Below are 25,765 nucleotides of genomic sequence, written 5' to 3'. Positions count from 1 at the left end.
GGAACGACCCTTGCCAGAAGCTGCCTGCTATATTTCAAAAAAAAAAGATGGGCCAGAAATTGGCCCATCATTCTGGAATATAGCCTTTTTTGAGAAAAATGTCTACTATTCTTCTCGTATGGCTATGATTGCCGCCCAATGTGCCAGGCTTCAGCCTATGTGATCAGTTACGCTTTAGGGTCACAGAAAAAATAAGGTATCCAATCTTGGTTGTCTCTCAACTCGGTAAGGTTGTTGCGTCAATGGCTCAATACGGCCAGTATGGAACCATTGACGCAACAACCTTACCAAACCGATATCCTACGCAATTTTTGGATTTTTATTATTTTCCGCGACCTTTAGCTTCCATTTGTTCTCCAAAGAAAAACAATGTATGCTCCAGCCTGGTTTAAAAGTATCAGCAATCACATCTGGGGCATTGTTATGTACACATATTTTTTACACGGTCTGGATTCTTCCTGTAAAGGCACAAAAGGGCAATGGTTCAGCGAACATTTTCCAGATATGCAGCTCTACGATTTTGATGGAACTCTAACTCAGCGGATGGAACGGTTGGAGAGTATCTGTAAAGAGCAGCAAGGGCTCACGCTTGTGGGTTCCAGTTTTGGAGGCCTGATGGCAACCTGTTTTGGCATTGCCAATCCAGCGCGCTGTAGAAGCCTGATTTTGTTGGCACCAGCCCTGAATTTTGCAGAATTTTCTACACCAGCTGAGCCTATCACTGTGCCAACAAGACTGATCATCGGCAGGCATGACGATGTTTGTCCACCGGAAATCGTGCTGCCAAAGGCAGAACAGACGTTTGCATGTTTAACCACGTCAGTGGTTGATGATGATCACATGCTGCATAAGGTCTTTTATTCTCTGCCGTGGGAGGAATGGCTTAAAGAATAAACGGTTAACTCGATTTTGGTGGAAAATATCGTCGGGTATATGATCCAGACCGCCCTGTGCACCAACCTCTTATCTCCCCCTGGATTTTTTACTGCTGCACAACAGGCAGGGAGCCTAATCCGGGAAGCACTTTGAGAACATCGGTCTAGGAGGCTGTCCAAGAATGTTATTTCCGCCCATATCTTCGTTAAACCTGAAAAAATATCCTCGGAATATCATATATATGCCTGTGGTATTTTTTCAGGTTTGCCTCGAGCTGAACGAAAATTCCTATTCTCGGACAACCTCCTAGGCAGACTGTCCGAGACTTGAACCCTTGTCTGGGGTTGTACAAGGGGAATGCATTATCCTGCATAACGAAATCTCAAGGCGACCCATTCATCGGTGTATTCGGCACTGACAAAAAGAAAGCCATGTTCTGTGTAGGTCTGGATAATGTTTTCCTCCTGCTCACCTGCAAGAATTCCGGCAAGAATTAAAGCTCCATCCTGCACCGAGCAGCGTGCAAGATCTGCTGCCATGTCAATAAGTACATTGTGGACGATATTGGCACAGATGACTTCATAATTCTCTTGAATCATTTCGAGGGGGGTGAGGCTGACACTGATCAGCTCACTCATCCCATTGGAAGCGATGTTTTCCTCAGCTACCTCTACTGCCTCGGGGTCATTGTCAATGGCCGTGGCTTCCGTGGCACCGAGTAAAATTCCTGCCATGGCAAGTATGCCAGTGCCTGTGCCGACATCAAGTATCCTTTTGCCAGCCGGTTCAGTTTGGGACAAAAGTAACAATGCCATCCTGGTGGATGCATGTTGTCCGGTACCAAAGGCCATGCCAGGATCCAGTTCCAGAATTTTCTGGTTGTTGTCAGGTTCAAATGTTTCCCAGCTTGGTTTGATAACCAGTCCTGGGATGATCTCAAAGGGAGTGAAAAATTCCTGCCAACTGGTGGCCCAGTCTGCATCATCCATCAGAGTCGTTTCTACCCCTTCAAAGGCCATATTATAAAGTTGGAAAAGCTCCTCCATCTGTTCCCGGATGATTTCAAGATGTTCTTCTACTTGGAGTTCCTGGTTATCTGCAGGCTCTAAAGGAAAGAAACCGCTGACACTGCACCCCTCAGGAGTCTCGGGAGATTGTTCTACGCCTGAACCGCTCAGGACACCCATGAGATCGCTGGCAGCCTCAATCAGTGGTATTGGGACGTGCAAGGTTACTTTGAGCCATTTTTTAGGTTCCATGGAACCATCTGCTGATACAATCATTACTCCACCTGTTGACGGGAAAAGGTGCCATTGCAGGACACGTATATTTTCTGATAGCTACGCAACCTGACAGTATACCCGGTAATATGGCAGAGAGCGAGTGTTTCTGTTTGGCTTTTGTCGTTCGTGCCAGTCCAAAAATGGTCTTTTGGGAGTCTCCTTCCTCGTTTAGCTGGTCAGTTTTTGCGTTATACCCAAAATTTTATCTATGAAATATCAGGTAGATGCCTGTGAAAAAATGTGTCGTATACCTCGGAGTCTACACTTGCCCAGATTTGAATAAAAAACCTCATTAATGGACAGGCATCAGGAGTATGTCGGAGAATTGCTATTTTCCCAGATTAAGGCTTTTTCAGGAAATCAAGCAGAATCATTTGAAGGTTATATGATTTTTTTTATATAAAAAAGTCCTTCATTTTTATTGGCTCCAGAGTAAAAGGCCGGTGCTCCTGATTTCCTCAGTATAACAAGTTATTGCTATTTTTCCAGAGCGCGCTATTTTTCTGTATCTTGTTAACTTCTTTATTTAATTATCACAAAAAGGAAACAGAATATGCATGCCAGATACCTTATTGCTTCACTGTGGATACTGGTGTCCACTGTTGGGACAGCCACTGCATTTGCAGCCCAGGAATTCACATTTGACAATATGATGCTTTATACTCTTTCCCAGCAGTCGAGTTTTGATTATTCCAAACACTGGAAGCCGTTGGTTTGTACCTTTGATCCTGAATTCTGGGATCAGAATCATGCCAATGAGTTTAAAGTCCATGGCAGAGCGGAAAAGGTAATCTCTCAGATTAAGTCGCAACTTGCAGAGGCACCGCCAGACGGAACTTTTACAACGGAAGAGTTCCTGAAACTTGGCGAGTATGATTTCAGTAAAAATGAATTCGCTTTTAAACCCTTTGGAACATACCATAAATCAGGCATGAACTGGGTGGCCTTAAATGTAGATGCCGAGTATAGCTCTGATATCACTGCTGAAGATTATCTGGATCTTAAAAAAGAATACAGGATCCTTTTTAATAATACCAACACGTTGGTTACTACAGGCGTGCCCTTTGATCCTGAAGCAGCGGAAAAATTCGTGAATGAGAAGGAAAAAAACAAGCAAGACAAGGCTGTCTACTGCAAAGTTACCTTCCATATCGTTAACACTCTGGAAGATGATGTTAAGTACAAGGTGATTACTTTCTTGGCTGAAATCGACTCCATTGAAGTGTATCTTGATAAAGAAAAAACAACACTGCTGACCACCTACGGTAAATAATTTTTCGCATTCCGAATCAGCCCTCCTGCAGAGGGCTGAGCCTTCCTTCCGTTTAGGGGCAGACATTATTTGCTGCCAACGCCCATTGTTTCTCCATTGTTTTTACTATCAGCAGCGCTATCCGGCACACCTCCGGGACCTGAAATAAGATTGCTTATATCCTCCTGGATCAAATAAAAAGCAGGTACCAAAATCAGGGTAATGGCAGTCGCAAAAAGAATGCCGAATCCCAGGGAGATGGCCATGGGAATGAGAAACCTGGCCTGGCGTGAGGTTTCAAATATCATGGGTAGAAGCCCGAAAAAGGTGGTCAGGGTGGTCAGCAGGATAGGGCGAAAACGGGCAACCGCCGCGTTGATAACCGCTGCATAGGCCGTATGCCCCTCCAGTCGCTTACGGTTTGCCAGATCAATCAGGACCAGAGAATCGTTGACCACCACCCCGGAAAGGGCAACAATTCCGAAAAATGAGACCAGGCTCAAAGGGTATCCCATAAGCAGGTGGCCAAGTACAGCGCCTACGATCCCAAAGGGAATGGCGGTCATGATAATGGCAGGCTGAAAATAGCTGCGGAAGATGACAGCCAGCAGCACATAGACGATGAGCAGGGCTATCAGCATGCCATTTTTCAGGGCAAGCATGGACTCCTGCTGATCGGCCTGTCTTCCCTCGAATCCAAAGGTCAAGCCAGGATATCGTTCCATTAATTCAGGAAACAGGTCTGTTTTCATGGCCTCGACTATTTCGTCTGTCCGTTTGGCAGGAATAACATCTGCCGAAACTTCAATAACCCGCCGTCCGTCTCTGAGATTGATAGAGGTGAAAGCATGGCCCGGCGTGATGGTAACGATGGAATTCAAAGGAACTTCACCTCCATCTGCCAGGCGTATCATCATTTTATCCAGTGAATGCAATGATTTTCTTGCATCCTCAGGATAGCGGAGCATAATCTTGACCTCATCACGTCCGCGAAGTTGACGGTTGATCTCATACCCATAATAAGAGGCTCGAATCTGCCTTGCCACCTTTTCAGGACTGAGACCCAGTCGATAGCCTAACGGGTTCAGAACAAAATCATACTGCTGCTTGCCTTTTTCAAATCCATCTTCAATTTCATGGACAATGGGAAAGGTTGCCAGGAATTCGACCATATCCGTACTTGCCTGTTCAAGAATATGAGCATCACGATGCTGTAGTTCCACGGATAGGCTGGAACCAGAGCCAGGGCCACCGGAGTTGGCACGGAAACGCAGGGATTCCAGTCCGGCAAGAGAGCCAACTTCTTCTCTCCATTTTTCAGTAAATTCACTGGTTGCAATGGGGCGTATGTCTGGTGGGGTGAGGTAAACACGAATCCAACCAGAATTATCTGTGATTGAGCTTTGAATGCCTTCAACCAGATTCTTCCCACCGTTTTGGGCGGTAACTGTTTCTGCTGCCTGGTGCAGGCGTTGCAAAATCGCCTCAGTTTTTTCAAGGGGAACTCCAACAGGCAAAGCAAAGGAAACCATGGAGCGATCCGATTCAACCTTGGGAAAAAGTGTCATACCCATATGGCCGCTACGCATAAATGCCGCAGTGACGAAAAGAATCACGATGCCGATAGCTGAGCTGATATATCGGTAACGCAGGGAGAGGATCATTACCGGAGTAAAGGAATTTTCTATCAGGCGGCTGATACCATTGCTTATCTTTTTTTGAAAGCGGTCCAGTGTTGCGCCGATTTTACCAGGTAAGGGTTTCTGGTGGCCCAGGTGAGCAGGCAGTACAAAAAGCGCTTCGACCAGCGAGATACAAAAAACCATTCCAACAACCACGGGAATAGCGCGGAAGATTTTCCCCATGATCCCTGGAATAAAATAGAGGGGCATAAAAGTGATAATATTGGTCAATACCGCAAAAGTGACCGGCGTGGCCATTTCCCTGACAGCCTCAATGGCAGCAGCCAGGGGACTGTATCCCTTTTGCCTGTAACTATAGACATTTTCTCCAATGATGATGGTGTCGTCCACCACGATGCCCAGAGATACGATAAAGGCAAACAGGGATATCATATTGATGGATACATCGAAAAAGGGCAGGAACAGCAGCGAACCAAGGAAAGAGACGGGAATTCCCATGGTAACCCAGAAAGCCAGTCTGGCCTCCAGGAAAAGCCCAAGGAGCAGAAAAACGAGCATAAGCCCCAGGTAGCCGTTTTTCAGGAGTAAATGAAGTCGCTGTTTGTAAATTTCCGAACGGTCATTGACAATGTCCACATGTAGGCCATCAGGGAGAGTCTCCCGCAGTCGCTCAACATGTTGCCGAACAGTTTCTGATATTTCTATGGGGCCCTGTTTGCCGACACGAAATATCTCTACGCCCAGGGCAGGCTCTCCGTTGTAGAGCATGTAGGTGTCTGTTTCCTCGAATCCGTCATGGATACTTGCAATATCTCCAAGAAGAATCTGGCCACCCTCTGCAGCAGTTATGATGGGGATACGGGTAAATTCACTGCCAAGGTCCCTCCGTTCCTTCATGCGCAGCTGAATATGACCTGCAGAGGTTTTTATGGTCCCTCCCGGTGTATCCAGAGAGGCAGTCCGGATCTGTTCGGCCAGTGTCTGCATGGTCAGGCCATAGGTGCGAAGGACCTGCTGGTCGATATCGATGGAGATTTCTCTGGGGCTGTTGCCCTGGAGTTCAATCTGGGTGATAAGGGGATCCTGCCGAAGTTGGTCGCGGACCATTTCAGCAGATTCTTTCAGGACCTGCATGGGAAGTTTTCCATGCAGTACCACCGTTATTACAGAGCGGCTCCTGGACGGAATAGTCACCACGGGATCTTCAGCATCTTCGGGGAAAGAGTTGATCCGGTCTACCTCGTCCTTGATATCCGTTGCAAGCTGTTGCAGATCTGTGTCAATCAGAGCTTCCGCCGTGATGGTGCCTCTCCCTTCAACGGCTGTGCTGTATACTTCTTCAACACCTTCAATGGAGGAGATGGCCTCTTCCACTGGCAGGACGATACCGTCTGTTACTTCTTCAGGACTGGCACCGGGGTAACTGACCGTAATCTGGACAGCATCCCGTTCAAATTCAGGAAAAACCTCCTGCTTGATATTGGTGCCTGCGTACAGGCCACCCAGCAGGAAAAAGAGCATGAGAATATTGGCGGCCACCGGGTTGGTAGCCATCCAGGCAAAACCGCCTGTCCGGTTGGTAGGTTTCATGGTCTTCACCGGACTCCCTGTTCTGTGGAAGAAGACTGTTGTACCGTATTGATACGCAACGCCATTCCCGGTACTGGTACGGCGACGGGACTGGTTATTATCTGTTCTCCTTCCCGCAGTCCCTTGCTTATATACACTTCATCATTGTGCTGCCATGCAACCTGGACAGAACGGATGTCCAGTGTCTGTCCTGTCGTGGCCACAAGGACAGTGGAATCACTCCGCAGCGCACTGCGGGGAAGGACAAAGGTATCTGCCAGTGACTTGCCAGGCAGGGTCACCTGAACAATGGATCCCAGTAAGAGGGGAGTCTGCTCTGCTGTCGGATTGGTTGGGTGGGGTACTTCAATCAGCAAGCGGGCCATGAGTCCCTGGGGATCGACGTCTCTGAGTAGCTTGAGGATACGTCCCTTCCACGGAGGAGTCCCCGGCGTGTCATGCAGGTTGGCAACAAGAACATCTCTGTCCTGTTCTGTATTACCAGGCAAGGTGATACGTTGAACCTCTTCTCTGGGAATGGACACTCGTATCCAGAACCGGTCTGTTCCTGCCAGGGTTGCAAGGGTGGTCTGCGTACTGACCTGGGCGCCTATGGTAGCATTGTTATCCAGGACTACACAGTTAAAGGGGGCAACCACTCTGGTTCGTTCCAGATTCAGCAGGGCAAGTTTGTAGCTCGACCTGGCAGCGGCTTCTGTTGCTTTGGCCTGGGCAAGTTGAGGCCCTCGAAGGGCAAGATCTTGCGAAACCTTGTCTGCGGTGTCCCTGGCATATTTTTTAATCAGGTCGTATTCACGTCGGGCAACAGCCTGATTTCCTTCTTCTATGCGCAGGGCCATGGTGGCCTTTTCCAGCTCATTTTTATTTTGTTCAAGAGCCAGATCATAGTCGCGGGGATCAAGTTTAACCAGGAGTTCCCCTTTCTCAAAGGTTTCTCCAGGAATAAGCCTGTCACTGACCATGGAAAGGGTGCCAGGTACGGATGGCTTTATTTCCAGGGTGCGACTGCTTAAAACTGTTCCAAGGGCTTGCAGGTTTACTGGCACGGTCTGGCGATGTACTTTCATTACCTGTACCAGGGTTTGCATTTTCCGGGGTTTTTCGCGTTCAGGCCTGGATTTGGAGAAAAGAATAAATCGGGCTAGAAAAAAACCGCCTGTCAGTATCAGTATAACAAGTCCCAGGGCAAATAAGCGTTGCTGTCTGGTACGTACAGGTGTCACCGTATCCGGCCTGAGCGGACCATTTTGGGAAGATGTATCAGGTGTGTGTGTGTTCATTGTAGGTGTGTTCAGGGAGTCTGTTCCGGGGGGTGTTGGGCCGTGGAAAGGGACATGGAATCGGGTTTTTGCATGGTTTCAGGCCAGGATCCGCCCAGTGCGATATGGAGTGTAACCCTGTTGGCAAGCAGTTGTTCCTGGTTGGTGATGCTGTCCAACTGACTGGTGATAAGGTTTACTTGTTCCCGCAGAACTGCCAGATAATCACTCAAGCCGTTCAGGTAGCGAAAGGTGGCTTCCCTGTATGCTTTACGGGTAAGCTCAACCTGCTGTGTAATATTGGCTGTACTAAGTGTATACTGTTCCTCACGGACAAGTGCCTCTTCAACCTCATAGATTGCCTGGAGAACCGTTTCCCGGTAGGTGGCCAGATCTTCCTCGACAACCCCTCGAGCCCTGTCGATTTCAGCTCTTTTTTCTCCACCATCAAAAATAGGCCCGGCAAGCTCTGCAGTCAGATTAAGCACCCAGGCGTCCAGCAATGATTCCAAGACGCTGGCATTAAAGGTAAATGCACCTGTCAGGTTGAGTGCAGGAAGCATGTCCGCCTTTGCTTCAGTTACTGCCCAGGAACTGCTGCGCAATTGTGCTTTTTGTGCACGGATGTCCGGACGCTGGGCGAGAAGATCGCTGGGAAGGCCTCCCGGCGGCGGACTGCTCAATTTGGGAAAATCTTGTGCAGAACTGGAGACAAGGCTGGCAGGAGATACCCCTGCAAGAAAACTAAGCTGTTGAAGGCGAACCTCTTTTTCAGCCCTGGCTGTGATCAGGGATCCTTCAATGGCGGTAACAGTTTGTTGCTGCTGATACACATCCAGGGCGCTGGCCTGGGAAACCGAAAACCTGTACTGGACCAGGTCAAGCAGGTCTCTGTTTAGCTCCAGTTGCCGTTGGAGCAGCTGCTCCTGCTGTCTGATACTGATAAGGGCCAGCCAGGCACGGGCAACCTGGCCGCTGAGGCTCAATGCTGCTGCATGGAGGTTTTCTTTGCTTGCCAGAGCAGCTTGAGAAGCACTTTCCTGTGAAGCGCGTACGCGGCCCCACAGGTCAATTTCGTAGCCTGCACTGAACCCGAGGGAAAAATTGTCTGATGTGGTTTCCGGAATATCCTTGCCGCCTGTTCGTTGGTGAGAGGGGCCAAATGAACCATCAAGGTTTGGCCATCTCTCCGCACCTGTTTTGCGGACGACAGCCTCTGCCTGGTACATTCTGGCCCATGCCTGCTGCAGGGAAAGATTGTGCGCCAGCGACTGTTTGATAAGCGCATCAAGCTCAGGTGCATGAAACTGAACCCACCAGGGGGATGTATTACAAAAAGCGGTAGTCTCCCTGCTCCAGTCGGTCGGTAATTCCGGCGCTGGAGAGGGCAGTTCCGTGTGTAAAATTGCACAGGCAGGGAGCAGGATGACCAGCCATAGACCAAGGAGCTGTTTGAACATTGAGTAATTAGTTGAAAATGGGTAAATTGATGATTGACAAAAGGGACACTATACGATTGACTACGATTTCGCTTTTCAAGAAAGAGTTACCACAATGGTAACTGCTCACAGTGTACCTGATCTTTCCACGATCAGCCTGGCTTATGTATGACCCAATACGCTGCGCCAGCCTGCGTGTGCAAGCCTCAGGTATCCTGTAACCAGTTGCAACTACGGGAGACTTTTACGTTTGTAGGTTTCCCCGGTGAGTAGTTAGCCACAATGTACATATCTTACCAAAGCAGTATGGGGTTGGCAATTGCCAATGCAGGATGGGTGACTATTGCCCTTCTGTGTTGACATGCCCGGCAATGACAGGTTGTAAGATCAGTCTTGATTTTCCCGAAAAGAATTGCTGACTGGAATAGAATGTGCGCAGCTTTGGAGTTTGGTGAGAATCATGATTGATACCTCTGGACATCATATCGTTTATGGAACGCTTCTCGACTATCTGACTGGAGAAGAGCTGCCTGATACTGATGACGAACGGGTGCGACAGGATTTGGCACGAATGTTTGTTGAGGAGCTGGGGTATGCTGCAGAAGAATTACAACCCAGATTGCAGATTCGTTCTGAATTCAACAATAATCAGGTTGTATCGACCATTGAACTGCTGGTGACTGTCAATGAAAAACGGGTAATGATTGTCCGGTACGGGCCTGGTTCACTGGTGACTCGAGAAAAGGCTGCCATCGCTGCAGCTCGCATTCTTGATTCAGAATATCGTATCCCCCTGGCCGTGGTCACCAATGGCCGAGACGCTGAACTCCTGGAAACCGGAAAGGGAAAGATCCTTGCTACAGGCATGGAAGCCATACCTTCACGTCGGGAGATCACTGCGCTGGTCAATACATATGGGTGTGAACCGTATCCGGATAAAGAGGAAAGAGAGAAGGCGCTCAGAATACTCAATGTGTTTGATGAGGAAATCTGCTGTGCAGGCGGTAAGTGTGAACAACAAGAAGAGAAATCATGACTGATCAAAAAAATTGGACAAAATCGAGCTGGAATCAGTACACGGCATTGCAACAACCTAACTGGCCAGACCAGGAGAAGTATAATGCTGTTATAGAAGAACTTTCTACCCTGCCTCCCCTGGTTTTTGCAGGCGAGATTCGTGACTTGAAGGCCATGTTGGCAAAGGCAAGTAAAGGAGAGGCGTTTCTGCTCCAGGGCGGTGATTGTTCAGAGGAATTTTCGCGCTGCACTGCACCCAATATACGAGAGTCTTTGAAAGTATTGTTGCAGATGGCTGTTATCCTGACCTATGCAGGTAACAAGCCTGTGGTAAAAGTCGGTCGCATCGCCGGGCAGTATGCCAAGCCCCGTTCAAGTGATACCGAGATCATTGATGGCGTGGAATTGCCAAGTTACCGTGGTGATATGGCTAATTCCATAGAGCCGGAACTGGAATCGCGTATTCCTGATCCCCGCAGATTGCTCAAGGGATACAATATGTCCGCCGCCACTTTGAATCTCCTGCGCGCCTTTACACGTGGAGGATTCAGTTCTCTGCATCGTGTGCATGCATGGAACCAGGAGTTTGTTAAGCAGTCTCCCATGGGACGCTCTTACGAGCGTCTGGCTACCCAGATTAGTCATGCACTCAAATTTATGGAAACCATCGGTATCTCAACCGATATGCCGCAGCTCAAGCAGGCACAGTTTTTTACTTCCCATGAGGCATTGTTCCTTGGCTACGAAGAGGCCCTGACCCGCGAGGATTCCGTTGACGGGGGCTGGTACGACTGTTCTGCCCATATGCTGTGGATAGGCGATCGCACCCGGCAGCTTGATGGCGCACATATAGAATTTCTGCGTGGTGTCAACAACCCATTGGGTATGAAGGTAGGGCCGAAGCATAATATCGATGAAATTCTCAGTATCGTTGACCGGCTCAATCCAGACAATGAGCCTGGCCGTATAACACTGATCACCAGGTTCGGCGATGGGGAGGTTGAAAAGCATCTCCCCGGGCTGCTGCGTGCTGTGAAGAAATCCGGTCACCATATCCTCTGGAGTTGTGACCCCATGCATGCCAACACCTTTAAGGCAGACAGCGGTCATAAGACCAGGGATTTTGAAAAGATTCTTTCAGAGTTACGCTGCTTTTTCGAAATTCACTGGTCTGAAGGTACCATCCCCGGCGGTGTGCATTTTGAGTTAACAGGCAATGATGTTACCGAGTGTATAGGCGGAGCCCGTCACCTCACCGACGATCAGCTTGGCCAGCGTTACTTGACAACCTGCGACCCCCGTCTGAATGCTGAGCAATCTCTGGAAATGGCTTTTCAGATTGCAGATATGATCCGCACCTCCTGAATTGACACTTTACTGATGTAAACTGAAAGCCCTGGCCGCTTCTGCGTGTCGGGGCTTTTATGTTTCTGGGAAAAAGAAACACTGGGCAGATACTCTTGTTTTAGATATGTACCCGTTATTGTAAGGTAACTGCTTACATGTACCGGAGAGTTGCCTGGTTTGGTCACTTTTCCTATGGGGATTTATATGTAAGAAAAGATAAGAAATGGGAGCTAGGGAGCGGTCAGAGAAAGCTCTTAGGGTCGCGGGAAATATTAAATATTCAAAAATTGCGTAGGATATCGGTTTGGTGACGTCGTAGCGTCAATGGTTCCATACTGGCCGTACTGAGCCATTGACGCTACGACGTTACCGAGTTGGGAGACAAGCAAGATTGGATATTGGGTAATTTATTTTTTGCGTGGCCCTTAATCCCCGGCAAACAACTAGGAGTTGAAAATCTGAACAATTTGTTCACTGCTGGTGGTGTCGAGTAACTTCCGGCGATTATGTTCCTGCTTGAGGACGGAACTGACGTGGGCCAGGGCCTGAAGATATTGGTTAGCGATTCGTGTCGGAGAGAGCAGCAAGGCAAAGAGATGAACAGGCCTTTCATCAATGGCATCGTAATAGATTCCACCAATGCTGCGGCCAAAACAGAGGATGATGTCTGTCAGATCTGCAATTTTCCCGTGTGGGATGGCGACTCCGTTACCAACACCGGTGCTGCCTATCCTTTCCCGTTCAAGCAGAACTGAAAAAAGTTGTTCTGTGTTGAGTTCTGGTCTATTCAGGGTTGCTGTTCCGGCAAGCTCTTTGAGAGCGGCTTCTTTTTCCACCGCCTGCATGTTGAGAAGAATACACTCTGGTTGCAACTGAACAATAGACACGGTTCACTTTACCTTTGCTTTGCGTCTGTGTTTTACAGGCAGAATTTTTAGTTGATCTCGGTATTTGGCGACCGTGCGGCGGGCTACCTTGATATTTTCCTCAGCCAAAAGCTGGGAAATTTTGTTGTCACTCAGCGGTTTGTAGGGATCTTCACCGGCGACCAGTTGCCGTATGCGGGTTTTGATGGCTTCCGCAGCAACTGTGTCGCCATCAGTGGTGGCCACGGCAGTGCTGAAAAAGTATTTCAGTTCATAGATTCCCTGGGGCGTGTGGGCGTATTTATTGGATGTAACCCGGCTGACTGTTGATTCGTGCATGCCAATATCTTCTGCAACATCCCTGAGAATAAGGGGGCGCAAAGCGCTCGGACCGTGCTCAAAAAAGTCATATTGAAACTTGAGCAGACTTTCCATAACTTTGTAAATGGTCCGCTGGCGCTGTTCAATGCTTCGAATGAACCACTCCGCATTGCGCTTGTTTTCTCTCAGGTATCCGGAAGATTCTGAATTTAATGCTTTTTTGGTGCTGAGCATTTTTACGTAATCTTCAGAAAGCTGTAACTTTGGTAGCCCATCGTCATTGAGTTGAATGATGTATTCATCGCCAATTTTATGGACATAGACATCTGGTACTACGTAATTGGTTTGCTCGTTGCTGAATTCATTGCCTGGATACGGTGTCAGATCCTGAATGATTTCTATCGCTTCTGTAACCCGCTTGATGGTGGCTCCTGTCTGGCGTGCTATGAGCATATAGTTGCGGGTTTCGAGCAGATCCATATGCTGGTCAACAATGATGTATGGCAACTTTTCGTAATAGTCCATACGATCCAGTTGCAGGAGAAGAGATTCACGGATATCTCTGGCTGCAATTCCTGGAGGGTCGAGGCTTTGTACTATGCGCAGGCCACCTTCGGCATCTTCCTCGTCACACTGGCAATGTTCGCAGATATCTGCAATTTCCGCTTCAAGGAAACCGTGGCCGTCCAGATTGCAGATAATGAATTCTGTAATTTCTATGTCTTTTTCTGTGAGTTCCAGGTGGGTGAGCTGCCAGAGAAGATATGAATCAAGCCCGGGCGTAGAAGAAATAAAATCGAACTGAGAGGGCGCGTCTGCAGGGGGTGCCTCCCTTGCAAAGGAAAAATCTGCGTCAAAATTGTTGGCATAGTCTTCCCAGTTGACTTCGCCAACACTTGTGGGCCCTTCGCCTTCGACCCCCTCGGTGACTTTGCTTTCACTTTTTTCCACTGGTTCCACAGCGGAAAGAGCTTCTGGGTTGGTCTGTTCCAGAGTTGATGCCGGAGCTTCTTCAAGCATTGGGTTCTGCTCAATTTCAGCCTGTAGTGCATCTGTGAGCTCCAGGCGGCCGAGCTGGAGCAGTTTGATGGCCTGACGCAACTGTGGCGTCATGACGAGTTTTTGGGCCAGCTTGAGGTTTTGTCTGAGTTCCAGTACCATTTTTGCCTGTAATTTTTGGGCATCGTGGACAGTGCAGGGGCACTATCTGTTCTCTGCCACTATACCTACATATGGAAGTTATCGCCAAGATACATTTTACGTGCCACGACACTTTCTATAATATCTGTGGCAACACCACTGGTTAAAATTTGCCCGCTGTTCATGATATAGGCAAAATCACACACCTGCAGGGTTTCTCTGACATTATGGTCAGATATCAGCACGCCCAGTCCTTTGTTTTTCAGGTCGCGGATGATTTGCTGCAAATCAGCCACAGACAGGGGGTCAACCCCCGCAAAGGGTTCGTCCAGGAGAATGAACCGGGGGCGGGTGGCAAGAGCCCGCATGATTTCAACCCTTCGCCGTTCACCACCTGAAAGGGCATGGCCTTTGTTCCCCGCAAGGTGCTCAATTTTCAGGTCTGCCATGAGTTCTTCAATGCGGTTATTGATTTCGTTCTTCGGCAGCCCAAGGGGTTCCAGGACAATGCGAACATTTTCAACCACAGTCAATTTTTTGAACACTGAGGCTTCCTGAGCCAGATACGTGATACCACGGGATGCCCGCTTATGAATGGGAAGGGCTGTGATATTTTGTCCGTCAAGATGGATGGAACCGCTGGTGGGCCGAATAAACCCTACAATGGAATAAAACGTGGTCGTTTTTCCTGCCCCGTTTGGTCCCAACAATCCAACGACAGAGGTATCCTGAACCTGTAAACTGACCTGGTTGACAACTCTTCGGTTTCTGTACTCTTTGACTATGTTGCGCGTTTCAAGCGTAGAGCGAGATGTCATTGTTTTGTGTCTGAGTCAGGGTGCAGAGTAGCTTTTACCCGGCCTTGCTTGGTTGTATCCTGTTCGACAATGGAACGTTTTTCGTCAAGGTAATAGGTAATGGTTTTTCCAGAAACCATATTCTGTCCCTGCCAGGCCTTGGCATTGCCAGAAAGTATGACTTTACGTTCTTTTGCAAAATAGTCCATTCGTTCACCGGTTCCCAGCCAGTCGTCCTGAACAACCTCAACATTCTTTTTGCAGATAAGGCGTTTGACCTGGTTGGAACTGCCTTTTCCTTTTTTATTCCCTGCTTTTGTCTGGGTATAAAAAACGGTCATCTCGTCGGAACGTATGGTCACATTGCCCTGTTTGGCATCGACATTGCCAAGGAAAACCACCGAGTTTTCAGTTTCCTGGGAGATCATCCGGTCAGCTTCAATGAAAATGGGTTCATCGTTTTCTGCAGCCCAGTTTTTTACAGGGAGTATCCCTATGGTAAAAAAAACAAGGAGCATGGCAACAAGCTGTCTTGTCGAATTTTTTTTGTGCATATACATAAGAGCCACGGCAAAAAGTAGTTGAAAAAAATAATCTTTGTGTTTTTAGGTTTATTTTTTGCAAAGACTAATCACATTACTGTGTTCCATGGGAAAAGTAAAGTATTTCCCTCTGTGCTGTTTCCTCCCTCTTCAGGCAAGAGAACTGTTTACACACTGATGAACCAGGAGTACAGTATATTTTTGAGAACAATTATAAAAAAAAAGTGATCCAAGCAACATATGCTTTTAGAGGAATAGAATGCAGGAAGATATCGCCAAGGCCAAGGTGCTGGTCGAATCGCTTCCCTATATCAGGGAATTTTATCATAAAACAGTGGTGATAAAATATGGCGGGCACGCCATGGTTGATGAAGAGTTGAAACGTAGTTTCGCCCTTGATGTCATTCTCATGAAATATATTGGTATTAATCCGGTTATTGTTCATGGCGGCGGTCCCCAGATCAATCGTTTTCTTGAAAAAATGCAGGTTACCCCAAGCTATGTGCAGGGAATGCGTGTCACTGACGGCGAAACCATGGATGTGGTGGAAATGGTGCTTGTGGGCAAGGTGAATAAGGAAATCGTTGGTTTGATTAATCATTGTGGTGGCAAAGCCGTCGGCCTGTCCGGTCGGGACAGTGACCTCGTGCAGGCGCGTAAAATGACAGTGCATGCAAAATCGGATAAAGATAACAGGCCCCCTGAACTGATCGACCTCGGACGGGTTGGTGAAGTTACCAAGGTTAACCCTGAAATTCTGGCTACCCTGGAACAGAAAGATTTCATCCCTGTGATAGCTCCGGTGGGAGTTGGTGAGGATGGCCAGGCATTTAATATTAACGCTGATCTGGTTGCTGGAGCCATCGCTGCAGAACTCAATGCGGAAAAACTGGTTCTGCTTACCGATGTGGAAGGGGTAAAAGGAAAAGACGGCAATCTCATTTCCAGTATCAGTAAGGAGGATATCCCTGGGATGATCGATCAGGAAGTGATTGTCGGCGGTATGATTCCAAAAGTCAACTGCTGCAAGTCTGCCATAGAGAAAGGCGTAGGGAAAGCCCATATTATTGACGGACGACAGGAACATGCAATTTTGCTGGAAATTTTTACGCGGGCAGGTATTGGAACGGAGATAGTGGCATGAGCAACGCAGAATGGACTCAAAGAGGCAATGATGTCTTCATAGGCACATACAACCGGTTCCCGGTTATGATGGTGAAGGGCGATGGTTGTCGGTTATGGGATGAAGATGGCAAGGAGTATCTGGATTTTCTCGCCGGTATCGCAGTGTGCTCCCTTGGGCATTGTCACCCGGCAGTGACCAAAGCGGTTGTAAAGCAGGCTGAAAGTTTGGTTCATGTATCAAATCTGTTTCATACCAGACCCCAGATCGAGTTGGCGGAACTGCTTACCCGCAACTGTTTCGCTGATCGTGTTTTTATGGCCAACTCGGGCGCCGAAGCCAATGAAGCTGCCCTGAAGCTCGCCCGTATCCATAGTGGCCCGGGGCGCTATGAGGTTATTTCCCTGACCGGATCGTTTCACGGCAGAACCCTGGCAACCGTTGCCGCTACCGGGCAGTCTAAATTTCACGAGGGATTTGAGCCATTGCCCCAGGGATTTGTCCACGCAGAATTTGGTGATCTTGAGGCGGTAAAAAATCTCATCGGACCCCAAACCTGTGCTATTTTGTGTGAACCCTTGCAGGGAGAAGGTGGTGTGCGGCCTTTGGAGAAAGAGTATCTCCAGGGGTTGCGTGATCTGTGTGATACCCATGGGCTGCTTCTTATTTTTGATGAGATTCAGACTGGTTTAGGGAGAACAGGGAAACTTTTTGCCTACCAGCACACAGGCGTTGTTCCCGATATCATGACCTCTGCAAAGGCTCTTGGAAACGGTTTGCCCATTGGAGCGATGTTGACAACTGATAGCATAGCATCTTCCCTGGTTCCCGGAACCCATGCTTCCACCTTTGGAGGAAATCCCGTCGCTGCAGCCGCGGGAGTTGCCGTGTTGCAGGAAATGCTCAGCGAAGGCTTCCTGCAGTCTGTGCAGGAAAAAGGAGCCTACTTTACCGCTCGACTGGAAAAGCTTGCCGGGCAGTTTCCCCATCTTGCCACAGGCGTAAGGGGACAGGGGCTGTTGCTTGGTCTGGCTTTGACCGAGCAGGGGATAAGGCATGGAGCCGATATTGTTCAGCAGATGTTTGCAAATGGGGTTTTAATAAATTTTGCAGGTAACTGCGTGTTGCGGTTTGTTCCTCCCTTGATTGTAAATAAAGAGGAAATAGATCAGGTCGTTGACATTCTGGCCCGTATTTTTTCAGATATTCAGTAAGCAGGACATATTGCAGTGAATTGGTGGGATATGATTGCCATATCCGTGGCCTTGGCCATGGATGCATTTGCCGTTGCAATGGCCGCTGGAGCAATCCTGCGGCCATTGACGTTTCGCCCCTGTTTCAGGCTTGCTTTTCATTTTGGCCTGTTCCAGGGGATGATGCCTGTAATCGGCTGGCTGGCCGGGCTGACTATTCATGGTTTTGTTCAATCCTGGAGCCGGTGGATAGCCCTTGGTCTACTGGTTGCCATTGGTGGCAGAATGGTCCACGAAGCCTTTCAGCTCGAAGAAGAGAGCGAAAAGCGTTCAATGGATCCAAGCAGGGGGATGACTATGGTTGGGTTGGCCGTAGCTACCAGCATTGATGCCTTGGCTGTGGGGTTGACCCTTGCCATGATTAACGTGCAAATCTGGGTCCCGGCGATGGTCATCGGAGTGGTCGCCTGTCTTTTCACCATATTTGGTTTATTTCTTGGAACCAAGGCCGGTGATCTGTTTGGAAAATGGGTCGAGGTTGCAGGAGGTGGTATACTTATATGTATAGGTCTGAAAATCGCCTTTTTTTCTTGATGTTGCCAGGATGTACGGAATGAATGCATGCCTGTGCGGGCTGTCAATGACAAGGAAATGTGAAAATCCTTTGCAAAAGCGGTGTTTTTTTGTATCAATTAAAATTTTTACCCTGTTCCTGGATGAATCTGCTGAAGAGACCTTGTCATAACCGCCCGCGATGAGTGCAATTATACGGTTTGACTGACCTTGTACAGAATTCTGCCATGGGCCTGTGATCGTCTGCCAACGGTCAGCAGTTTATCAGGACCACTAATGACCCGAAAAGGGGGCTTTATATGACAAATCATCTTTTGGCGTTATCCGACTTCAGCAAACAGCAGTTGCAATCACTGATTGTCCGGGCAATTATGCTCAAAAATGAGAGCCTTGAAGGTGTACGCCATCAGCAACTGGCTGGTCGTTCCGTCTGTCTGCTTTTTGAAAAACCTTCCACCCGTACCAGGGTGAGCTTTGAATCCGCAATGTACCGTCTGGGAGGGCAGGTGATTTTCATGTCTGCCAAGGAATCTCAGCTTGGCCGCGGTGAACCCCTGAAGGATACGGCCCGGGTTCTTTCCCGCTATGTGGATGGGATTGTGGTTCGTACGTTTGGTCAGGAGGTTGTTGAAGAGCTCTCCAAGTATGCTACGGTTCCGGTCATTAATGCCCTGACGGATTTGTATCACCCCTGTCAGGTGCTCAGCGATATTATGACCGTCATAGAGAAAAAAGGTGCACCCGAGAACCTGAAAATTGTATGGATCGGTGATGGCAACAACATGGCCAATTCCTGGATTGAAGCAGCTTCCGTGTTCGGTTTTTCGTTGACCCTGTCCTGTCCGGAAGGGTATGAGCCCAATGCGGCAGTGCTTGAGGCTGCCCGCAAAACAGGAGTGGGGGATATCCGTCTTGTCAGCGACCCTGCTGAGGCCATGGAGGATGCCGATGTGGTAAACGTTGATGTCTGGGCTTCCATGGGCCAGGAGAGCGAGCAGGAGAAACGGGTGAAGCTTTTTCAGCCCTATCAGCTCAATGCAGCACTGATGGGCAAAGCAAAAGATGATGCCATCGTTCTCCATTGTCTGCCAGCCCATCGCGGAGAAGAAATTACCGAAGATATCCTGGAAGGCACGCAGAGTGTGGTGTTTGACCAGGCTGAAAATAAAATGCATATTCATAAGGCCATACTGGAACTGTTTATCGGTGGATCAACAGAAGTAACAAACCAGTAGAATTGTTCCTTGAGCCTTGTATTGTTTTACATGAGGATAATAAAAAGCAACCATGACAGTGAATAAGATTGTGCTCGCCTATTCTGGCGGATTGGATACCTCGGTTATTCTTAAATGGCTGAGTGAAGAATACAAATGCCCGGTAATAGCTTATTCTGCAGATATCGGCCAGAATGAAGACTGGGATGCCGTACGTCGTAAAGGCATGACTACCGGTGCGGAAAAAGTCATTATTTCTGATCTGCAGGAAGAGTTCGTGCGCGATTACATCTTTCCTGCATTTCGGGCCAATGCCATTTACGAAGGCTCTTATCTGTTGGGCACCTCCCTGGCACGTCCGTTGATTGCCAAAGAACAGGTTCGCATTGCAGCCGAAGAAGGAGCAGACGGTGTGAGTCACGGTGCAACGGGTAAAGGTAACGATCAGGTTCGTTTCGAGCTTGGGTACCTGGCTCTGAATCCGCGGCTCAAGATTATTGCACCATGGCGTGAATGGAATCTCAATTCCAGGGCAAAATTGGTTGGCTATGCCCAGATGCATGGCATTCCCGTTCCGGTGACTAAAAAGAATCCATATAGTTCAGACGAGAACCTGCTTCACATCAGTTTTGAAGGCGGTTTACTTGAAGATACCTGGAATGAGCCTGATCCTGACATGTTCAAGCTGACGGTGTCCCCTGAAGAGGCTCCGGATAAACCCACTTATGTGGAGATAGACTTTGAGCAGGGAAATCCAGTTGCCATTGACGGAGTGCGCCTTGATCCCGTAGCGATTATGAAAAAGCTCAATTCGTTGGGCGGTGAAAATGGTATCGGTCGTCTGGACCTGGTTGAAAACCGTTTCGTGGGCATGAAATCAAGGGGTGTGTATGAAACTCCCGGTGGTACGGTGCTGCGGGCAGCACATCGTGACCTGGAGTCCATAACCATGGACAGGGAGGTCCTTCATATCCGTGATTCCCTGGTTCCTGAGTACTCACGGCTGGTCTATAACGGTTTCTGGTTCTCTCCGGAGATGAAGTTGCTTCAGAAAACCATGGACGAAGCGCAGAATACCGTAAACGGGACCGTTCGCCTTAAACTGTACAAGGGTAACTGTATCCCGGTTGGGAGAAAGTCAGATAATTCCCTGTATTCAGAATCCTTTGCGACTTTTGAAGAGGACGATGTCTACAACCAGGCCGATGCAACCGGTTTCATTCGGCTTAATTCTCTGCGATTGCAGATACAGGCACTTAATAGAAAATAAATCATGGCAGATCAGGATAAACCATCAGGCAAAATGTGGGGTGGCCGCTTTTCAGAGGCCACTGCCGCATCCGTAGAGGCATTCAGTGCATCCATTCAGTATGATGCACGGCTCTATCATCATGACATCATGGGCTCCAAGGCACATGCCAGGATGCTTGCCCGACAGCAACTGATTACTGAGGAAGAGTGCGAGGCAATCATCAATGGCCTCACTGCCATTGAAGAGGATATCGATCAGGGGCGATTTGAATTCAAATCTGAGCTGGAAGATATTCACATGAATATTGAAAAGGCCTTGACCGACCGAATCGGACCTGCCGGTGCAAAGTTGCATACAGCCCGGAGCCGAAATGATCAGGTCAATCTTGATTTCAGGCTCTATCTCCGTGATCAGGTTGCTGAGATGGATACATTGCTGGCTTCCGCACAGAGTGCTTTTGTTCGCCTTGCGCGTAAATACCTGGGCGCCATTATGCCAGGCTACACCCATTTGCAACGTGCGCAGCCTGTGCTCGTGTCGCATCATCTCCTTGCATATTATGAAATGTTCAAGAGGGATCGCGAACGCCTCCAGGCCAGTCTGCAACATATCAATGTCCTTCCCCTTGGTTCTGCCGCCTTAGCAGGAACAGGGTTGCCCATCGACCGTGAGTTTGTTGCCCGCGAGTTGGGATTCCCGGCTGTAAGTGCCAATTCCATGGACACTTCCGGTGATCGGGATTTCGCACTGGAGTTTCTTTTCTGCCTCAATCTGATTCACATGCATTTGAGCAGGCTGGCAGAGGAGTTGGTGCTCTGGTCATCCAAGGAATTTGATTTTGTGCGCATTGGGGACCGCTATTGTACAGGTTCTTCCATTATGCCCCAGAAAAAGAATCCTGATATCCCGGAGCTGATTCGTGGAAAAAGCGGACGTGTAACCGGAGCCCTTGTTTCTTTGCTGATGACTGTCAAAGGGTTACCTCTGACGTATAACAGGGACCTCCAGGAAGATAAAGAACCGGTTTTCGATGCCCTGGATACCGTGAAGGCCAGTGTGTCTATCGTTGCTGAACTGCTGGATAATACAGAATTCAATGTTGAACGTCTTTTGGATGCGACCCACGGCGGCTTTATGACTGCCACGGATATTGCTGATTATCTTGTCTGTAAAAATATGCCCTTTCGGCAGGCGCACGGTGTTGTTGGAAGAATTGTCGCCCACTGTCAGCAGCAGGATATGGAGTTAACAGAATTAACCCTTGCAGAACTCCAGGAATTCTCACAGGATATTGAAGAGGATATTTTTAAGGTCCTGTCTGTGGAAGGTTCGGTGAACAGCAGAACCTCACTGGGAGGTACCGCAATTGAGCGCGTAACAGAAGCCTTGCAAAAGGCGGAACAAACACTCGGGATAAAATAATGATCAAACGCACATGTTACCAGAGGAGTGTCCTTGGCTTGAAATCCCTGTTTGCCGGTTGCTGTTGTCTATTGCTGGTGAGCTGTGGCTATAAGGACAAGCCGGTCGCTCCGCAGACTGTTGTACCCAAACCGGTTACTGATTTGCGTTACCAGCTCAGCGAAAAGGGCGTATCCCTGTACTGGAGTTACCCCATTGAAACGGTAACAGGTGATGATATTACTGATATCGCAGAATTTGAGCTCTACCGGGCTGTTGTCCCAGTGGACTCCTACTGCGAAAATTGTCCTATTCCGTTTGGTCCAGCTATAAAACTTGATGGTGGCGCACTGCCCAATGAGGGCAAAAAAACAGCAAGTTATCAGGCAACCTTGCTCCGGCCTGGAAATTTATACTTCTTCAAGGTGCGCTCCAAGACCGGCTGGTGGGCTGAATCTGCTGATTCCAATATTGTGCAGTTTCTCTGGAATACCCCGGCTCTTGCCCCGGGAAATATTAGCATAGAGGCTGGAGACAAGAGCAATACCCTGCATTGGGATGCGGTAACCATGCGCCTGGATGAAACACCGGTTTCCGAGACAATCCAATACCAGGTGTATCGCAGTGTGAGCGGTAAAACCTTTGAGCCAGTGGGCAGTCTCACAGAGGACACCTCCTTTGTTGATACCCAGGTAGCCAATGGGCGAAAGTATTTTTATCAGGTGCAAACCGTCAGTCTGTATGAAGAAGGCACTGTTGGCGGAGGTGTAAGTGATACTGTCTCTGCCACACCCATGGATAAGACTCCGCCGGCAACCCCAGATGGGCTTCGCGGTATTAAGACTGAGGTCGGTATTAAGGTGTTCTGGAATCCAGTCAAGGACAAGGATGTTCGCGGTTACCGCGTATATCGTAGAGTGGAAGGGGAGAATGGTCCGCAGTTTGTAGGTGAAGTTCTCCTGCCCTACACCATGTTCATCGACCGCCAACCTCCAGGAGATGCTGCTCAGTTGTATTATTCCGTGACCTGTATAGATCAGCAGGAACCTGCCAATGAAAGTGCCCGTTCATTGGAAGTTATGATACGCAGATAAATGTAATCTGATCTTTGCTGCGGCTCCCAAGGCCTGACAGGCAAATTTGGGAGCCTGCAGAATAATGGAAAGATTTCGAATTGTTGTATGTCCATGTGAGAAAAATGCATGGAGCTATGGTAGTGTTAGTATCCCGGGCATTTGACGGGATGTTTTTTTCGGAGCATAGCTTTTTGCCCTCTGAAAGGCCTGCCCATCCACACTGCAGGAACCATCAGGGAGTCAGTCTTGCGTATGTTTCGGATGCTGTTGTCTGAGGAGTAGTAAAAATGCATCATTTTCAATTCAAGGATAAAGCTCTGCATTGTGAAGAGCTTGCCATTGAAGATATCGTTGAGATTGTTGGAACCCCTTTGTACGTCTACAGCAGTGCAACCATAACAAGGCATTTTGCTGAGTTTGAGAAGGGATTTGCCGGCATTGATCACCTGACGTGTTTTGCTGTCAAGGCCTGCTCAAATATTGCCATACTTAACCTGCTTGCCCAACAGGGTGCTGGCGCTGATATCGTCTCCGGCGGTGAGTTGTTCCGAGCTTTGAAAGCAGGTATTCCTGCTGAAAAAATTGTGTTTTCCGGGGTGGGCAAAACCGCCTATGAAATGCGTGAAGCGATTTTTGCAGGAATACGTTTCTTCAATGTTGAGTCTGCACAAGAGCTGGATAAATTGGAAACGGTAGCTGCTGAACTTGGCACCAAGGCAAGGGTTTCTTTCAGGGTAAACCCGGATGTGGATCCCAAAACCCATCCCTATATTGCAACTGGTTTGGCACAAAGTAAATTTGGCCTTCCCATGGAAGAAGCATACAGGCAGTATAAAAGAGCTGCCTCCATGGAGCATATCGAGGTGGTAGGCATCAGTTGCCATATCGGCTCGCAACTTACTGAAATAAGTCCTTTTGTTGCGGCGCTGCAAAAGATACGCGCCATGTACGAGCGGTTACGACAGGAAGGCATCATTTTGCAGTTCATGGACATTGGAGGCGGTATCGGGGTTACCTATGACCAGGAAGATCCACCCCATCCCCTGGAATATGCCAAAGCTGTGACTGCTGAGCTGGGAGGCCTTGACTGCACTTTTGTTTTTGAACCTGGCAGGGTTATTGTGGCCAACTCTGGAATATTGGTCACCAGTGTTCTCTATACCAAAACCAATCCGGGGAATGCCAACGATCCAGCTAAGACATTTGTTGTTGTGGATGCGGCCATGAATGATTTGTCAAGGCCCTCGTTGTATGGGGCACATCATACCATTCTGGGTGTCAGGGAAAGCAAAGGAGAAAAGCAGACCGTCGATGTGGTTGGACCGATTTGTGAAAGTGGTGATTTTATTGCCAGGAATCGTGAATTGGGGCCGGTGCAGCAAGGGGATCTCTTGGCTGTTATGAGCAGCGGCGCATATGGATTTTCCATGTCATCCAATTACAATTCCCGGCCCAGGGCTGCAGAAGTTCTGGTTCGAAATGATTGCTACCAGATTATCCGTAAACGAGAAGATTATGATGATCTGATTCGTGGTGAAACTCTACTGGACGAAAATTTTTGATGCAACTGATAGGACTGTCACTGCCTTTTATGAAAATGAGCGGTACCGGCAACGATTTTATAGTTGTTGATCATCGTCGCTCCGTGATTCCTGAAAAGGATATGCCTGAATTCGCCCGCCTTGTGTGCAGAAGGAAGCAATCCGTTGGTGCTGACGGACTCATTCTCCTGGAAGAGGACGAGTCCGTGGATTTTTGTTGGAAATTTTTTAATTCTGACGGGTCCATTGCAGAGATGTGCGGCAATGGTGCTCGGTGTGCAGCCAGATTCGCTTATATGCACGGTATGGCTTCGGCTAACATGCGTTTCCGTACCCTGGCAGGGATCATCGAAGCCAAGGTGGCTGATATCAATGTCACGGTGAAACTTACAGCACCCCATTCGCTGGCAACAGGGCATCAGGTCAAGATAGGGGACAGTAAATACGAGGTGCACTCTATTGATACCGGTGTTCCTCACGCAATTCACTTTGTTGAGGAAATTCATGGTGTTGATGTGGTCACCATGGGAAGGGCAATTCGTCATGATCCTCTGTTTCAGCCAGCTGGCACCAATGCCAATTTTGTCTGCGCGCAGGATGGCAAGCTGTATGTTCGCACCTATGAGCGCGGTGTTGAGGATGAAACCCTCGCCTGCGGGACAGGTGCCGTGGCCTCTGCTGTAATGGCAGCATGCCTGGACAGGCTTACTCCCCCCATTGAGGTTGTTACATCAGGAGGAGAAACGCTGCATATAGATTTTACCCTGTCCGGAGATACTGTGGAAAATGTGTATCTGAAAGGTCCGGCTCACATCATTTTTAAAGGCGAGCTGGGAGCTGAGGCATTGCTTTAAGTCCCTAAGGATGAGATACAAATCGGTTTTGCAACAGGTTCTCCGATATCAGACAGATCGGTTCAACGCTGTTTTAGAAAGAGATTCGTAGGTGAAGTAGCGCTTTCCAGGTGGTCATCCCATGGCTCGTATGTCTGCGAACCACTGAACTACCTTGGGATACTGC

Annotated in this window: 21 protein-coding genes; 13 read left to right on the top strand and 8 right to left on the bottom strand. The window is 48.5% G+C overall.

All coding sequences use genetic code 11. From position 1 onward, the window contains the following. Positions 1 to 423: 423 nt before the first annotated feature. Entirely contained in the window at positions 424 to 894 is a 471-nt protein-coding gene (locus G493_RS0104845; RefSeq protein ID WP_035273708.1) for a YqiA/YcfP family alpha/beta fold hydrolase, read from the top strand. Positions 895 to 1,238: 344 nt separating this feature from the next. Here G493_RS0104845 and G493_RS27830 read toward each other — a convergent pair whose 3' ends face one another. Next, a complete protein-coding gene (locus tag G493_RS27830; RefSeq protein WP_051309015.1) occupies positions 1,239 to 2,159 on the bottom strand; it encodes a 50S ribosomal protein L11 methyltransferase in 921 nt (306 codons plus the stop codon). A gap of 553 nt (positions 2,160 to 2,712) precedes the next feature. Here G493_RS27830 and G493_RS0104825 point away from each other — a divergent pair. Continuing rightward, positions 2,713 to 3,432 carry a DUF4852 domain-containing protein gene (locus G493_RS0104825; protein WP_028579471.1) on the top strand — a complete coding sequence of 240 codons (720 nt, stop codon included), beginning with the start codon at positions 2,713 to 2,715 and terminating at the stop codon, positions 3,430 to 3,432. 65 nt (positions 3,433 to 3,497) lie between these two features. On the opposite strand, the gene G493_RS27825 is transcribed toward G493_RS0104825, so the two are convergent. From G493_RS27825 to G493_RS27820, 3 genes are read right to left on the bottom strand one after another with little or no spacing between them, the layout of a single operon-like run. Continuing rightward, positions 3,498 to 6,644, bottom strand: a complete 3,147-nt coding sequence (locus G493_RS27825; protein ID WP_084813438.1) for an efflux RND transporter permease subunit — start codon at positions 6,642 to 6,644, stop codon at positions 3,498 to 3,500. A gap of 5 nt (positions 6,645 to 6,649) precedes the next feature. Beyond that, positions 6,650 to 7,924 carry an efflux RND transporter periplasmic adaptor subunit gene (locus G493_RS0104815; protein WP_028579470.1) on the bottom strand — a complete coding sequence of 425 codons (1,275 nt, stop codon included), beginning with the start codon at positions 7,922 to 7,924 and terminating at the stop codon, positions 6,650 to 6,652. A gap of 11 nt (positions 7,925 to 7,935) precedes the next feature. After that, positions 7,936 to 9,363, bottom strand: coding sequence for an efflux transporter outer membrane subunit (locus G493_RS27820; RefSeq protein WP_051309014.1), 1,428 nt, complete (start codon positions 9,361 to 9,363; stop codon positions 7,936 to 7,938). A 439-nt stretch (positions 9,364 to 9,802) separates the two neighbouring features. Between G493_RS27820 and G493_RS0104805 the strand changes: the two genes are divergently transcribed. Further along, a complete protein-coding gene (locus tag G493_RS0104805) occupies positions 9,803 to 10,378 on the top strand; it encodes a type I restriction enzyme HsdR N-terminal domain-containing protein (protein ID WP_028579469.1) in 576 nt (191 codons plus the stop codon). Further along, positions 10,375 to 11,724, top strand: a complete 1,350-nt coding sequence (locus G493_RS0104800) for a class II 3-deoxy-7-phosphoheptulonate synthase (RefSeq protein WP_028579468.1) — start codon at positions 10,375 to 10,377, stop codon at positions 11,722 to 11,724. Before G493_RS0104805 ends, G493_RS0104800 begins: the two co-directional genes overlap by 4 nt. A gap of 425 nt (positions 11,725 to 12,149) precedes the next feature. On the opposite strand, the gene G493_RS0104795 is transcribed toward G493_RS0104800, so the two are convergent. The 4 genes from G493_RS0104795 to lptA all read right to left on the bottom strand — a co-directional run bounded on the left by G493_RS0104795 (position 12,150) and on the right by lptA (position 15,390). Beyond that, positions 12,150 to 12,593, bottom strand: coding sequence for a PTS sugar transporter subunit IIA (locus G493_RS0104795; protein WP_028579467.1), 444 nt, complete (start codon positions 12,591 to 12,593; stop codon positions 12,150 to 12,152). 3 nt (positions 12,594 to 12,596) lie between these two features. Beyond that, positions 12,597 to 14,054 (bottom strand): RNA polymerase factor sigma-54, encoded by a 1,458-nt coding sequence (gene rpoN / locus G493_RS0104790; RefSeq protein WP_028579466.1) that lies wholly within the window; start codon positions 14,052 to 14,054, stop codon positions 12,597 to 12,599. Positions 14,055 to 14,119: 65 nt separating this feature from the next. Beyond that, positions 14,120 to 14,851, bottom strand: a complete 732-nt coding sequence (gene lptB, locus G493_RS0104785; protein ID WP_028579465.1) for an LPS export ABC transporter ATP-binding protein — start codon at positions 14,849 to 14,851, stop codon at positions 14,120 to 14,122. Beyond that, complete coding sequence (gene lptA, locus G493_RS27815) at positions 14,848 to 15,390, bottom strand: lipopolysaccharide transport periplasmic protein LptA (protein ID WP_051309013.1); 543 nt, start codon at positions 15,388 to 15,390, stop codon at positions 14,848 to 14,850. The genes lptB and lptA overlap by 4 nt, the downstream gene beginning before the upstream one ends. A gap of 241 nt (positions 15,391 to 15,631) precedes the next feature. Here lptA and argB point away from each other — a divergent pair, with 241 nt between their 5' ends. The 9 genes from argB (at position 15,632) to dapF (ending at position 25,599) form a co-directional block, all read left to right on the top strand. Beyond that, positions 15,632 to 16,516, top strand: coding sequence for an acetylglutamate kinase (argB, locus tag G493_RS0104775; RefSeq protein WP_028579464.1), 885 nt, complete (start codon positions 15,632 to 15,634; stop codon positions 16,514 to 16,516). Next, positions 16,513 to 17,709 (top strand): acetylornithine transaminase, encoded by a 1,197-nt coding sequence (locus tag G493_RS0104770; protein WP_028579463.1) that lies wholly within the window; start codon positions 16,513 to 16,515, stop codon positions 17,707 to 17,709. The genes argB and G493_RS0104770 overlap by 4 nt, the downstream gene beginning before the upstream one ends. Before the next feature lie 15 nt (positions 17,710 to 17,724). After that, on the top strand, positions 17,725 to 18,282 hold the full coding sequence (locus tag G493_RS0104765; RefSeq protein ID WP_028579462.1) for a manganese efflux pump MntP: 558 nt from the start codon (positions 17,725 to 17,727) through the stop codon (positions 18,280 to 18,282). A gap of 278 nt (positions 18,283 to 18,560) precedes the next feature. After that, positions 18,561 to 19,496: an ornithine carbamoyltransferase gene (gene argF / locus G493_RS0104755; RefSeq protein WP_028579461.1), complete on the top strand. Its 936-nt coding sequence runs from the start codon at positions 18,561 to 18,563 to the stop codon at positions 19,494 to 19,496. Positions 19,497 to 19,548: 52 nt separating this feature from the next. Continuing rightward, positions 19,549 to 20,745, top strand: a complete 1,197-nt coding sequence (locus tag G493_RS0104750; protein ID WP_028579460.1) for an argininosuccinate synthase — start codon at positions 19,549 to 19,551, stop codon at positions 20,743 to 20,745. 3 nt (positions 20,746 to 20,748) lie between these two features. After that, positions 20,749 to 22,149 (top strand): argininosuccinate lyase, encoded by a 1,401-nt coding sequence (gene argH / locus G493_RS0104745; protein ID WP_028579459.1) that lies wholly within the window; start codon positions 20,749 to 20,751, stop codon positions 22,147 to 22,149. Beyond that, positions 22,149 to 23,222, top strand: coding sequence for a fibronectin type III domain-containing protein (locus G493_RS0104740; protein ID WP_028579458.1), 1,074 nt, complete (start codon positions 22,149 to 22,151; stop codon positions 23,220 to 23,222). The genes argH and G493_RS0104740 overlap by 1 nt, the downstream gene beginning before the upstream one ends. Before the next feature lie 269 nt (positions 23,223 to 23,491). Continuing rightward, positions 23,492 to 24,766: a diaminopimelate decarboxylase gene (gene lysA / locus G493_RS0104730; RefSeq protein ID WP_028579457.1), complete on the top strand. Its 1,275-nt coding sequence runs from the start codon at positions 23,492 to 23,494 to the stop codon at positions 24,764 to 24,766. After that, positions 24,766 to 25,599, top strand: a complete 834-nt coding sequence (gene dapF / locus G493_RS0104725) for a diaminopimelate epimerase (protein ID WP_028579456.1) — start codon at positions 24,766 to 24,768, stop codon at positions 25,597 to 25,599. Before lysA ends, dapF begins: the two co-directional genes overlap by 1 nt. The last annotated feature ends 166 nt before the right edge of the window (positions 25,600 to 25,765 follow it).

The organism is Desulfogranum japonicum DSM 18378, from assembly GCF_000429945.1.
In the GTDB taxonomy this organism is placed as follows: domain Bacteria; phylum Desulfobacterota; class Desulfobulbia; order Desulfobulbales; family Desulfobulbaceae; genus Desulfogranum; species Desulfogranum japonicum.
Note: the sequence above shows the minus strand (reverse complement) of the source record. Positions and strands in the feature narration are given on the sequence as shown.

What these genes read in the sequence shown, in the direction of transcription:
- lptB (WP_028579465.1), bottom strand. Translation starts at nt 14,851, where the DNA reads ATGACATCTCGCTCTACGCTTGAAACGCGCAACATAGTCAAAGAGTAC.
- G493_RS0104845 (WP_035273708.1), top strand. Translation starts at nt 424, where the DNA reads ATGTACACATATTTTTTACACGGTCTGGATTCTTCCTGTAAAGGCACA.
- dapF (WP_028579456.1), top strand. Translation starts at nt 24,766, where the DNA reads ATGCAACTGATAGGACTGTCACTGCCTTTTATGAAAATGAGCGGTACC.
- G493_RS0104770 (WP_028579463.1), top strand. Translation starts at nt 16,513, where the DNA reads ATGAGCAACGCAGAATGGACTCAAAGAGGCAATGATGTCTTCATAGGC.
- G493_RS27820 (WP_051309014.1), bottom strand. Translation starts at nt 9,363, where the DNA reads ATGTTCAAACAGCTCCTTGGTCTATGGCTGGTCATCCTGCTCCCTGCC.
- G493_RS0104815 (WP_028579470.1), bottom strand. Translation starts at nt 7,924, where the DNA reads ATGAACACACACACACCTGATACATCTTCCCAAAATGGTCCGCTCAGG.
- G493_RS27830 (WP_051309015.1), bottom strand. Translation starts at nt 2,159, where the DNA reads ATGATTGTATCAGCAGATGGTTCCATGGAACCTAAAAAATGGCTCAAA.
- lysA (WP_028579457.1), top strand. Translation starts at nt 23,492, where the DNA reads ATGCATCATTTTCAATTCAAGGATAAAGCTCTGCATTGTGAAGAGCTT.
- G493_RS0104750 (WP_028579460.1), top strand. Translation starts at nt 19,549, where the DNA reads ATGACAGTGAATAAGATTGTGCTCGCCTATTCTGGCGGATTGGATACC.
- G493_RS27825 (WP_084813438.1), bottom strand. Translation starts at nt 6,644, where the DNA reads ATGAAACCTACCAACCGGACAGGCGGTTTTGCCTGGATGGCTACCAAC.
- argF (WP_028579461.1), top strand. Translation starts at nt 18,561, where the DNA reads ATGACAAATCATCTTTTGGCGTTATCCGACTTCAGCAAACAGCAGTTG.
- G493_RS0104825 (WP_028579471.1), top strand. Translation starts at nt 2,713, where the DNA reads ATGCATGCCAGATACCTTATTGCTTCACTGTGGATACTGGTGTCCACT.
- G493_RS0104800 (WP_028579468.1), top strand. Translation starts at nt 10,375, where the DNA reads ATGACTGATCAAAAAAATTGGACAAAATCGAGCTGGAATCAGTACACG.
- lptA (WP_051309013.1), bottom strand. Translation starts at nt 15,390, where the DNA reads ATGTATATGCACAAAAAAAATTCGACAAGACAGCTTGTTGCCATGCTC.
- G493_RS0104805 (WP_028579469.1), top strand. Translation starts at nt 9,803, where the DNA reads ATGATTGATACCTCTGGACATCATATCGTTTATGGAACGCTTCTCGAC.
- argB (WP_028579464.1), top strand. Translation starts at nt 15,632, where the DNA reads ATGCAGGAAGATATCGCCAAGGCCAAGGTGCTGGTCGAATCGCTTCCC.
- rpoN (WP_028579466.1), bottom strand. Translation starts at nt 14,054, where the DNA reads ATGGTACTGGAACTCAGACAAAACCTCAAGCTGGCCCAAAAACTCGTC.
- G493_RS0104740 (WP_028579458.1), top strand. Translation starts at nt 22,149, where the DNA reads ATGATCAAACGCACATGTTACCAGAGGAGTGTCCTTGGCTTGAAATCC.
- argH (WP_028579459.1), top strand. Translation starts at nt 20,749, where the DNA reads ATGGCAGATCAGGATAAACCATCAGGCAAAATGTGGGGTGGCCGCTTT.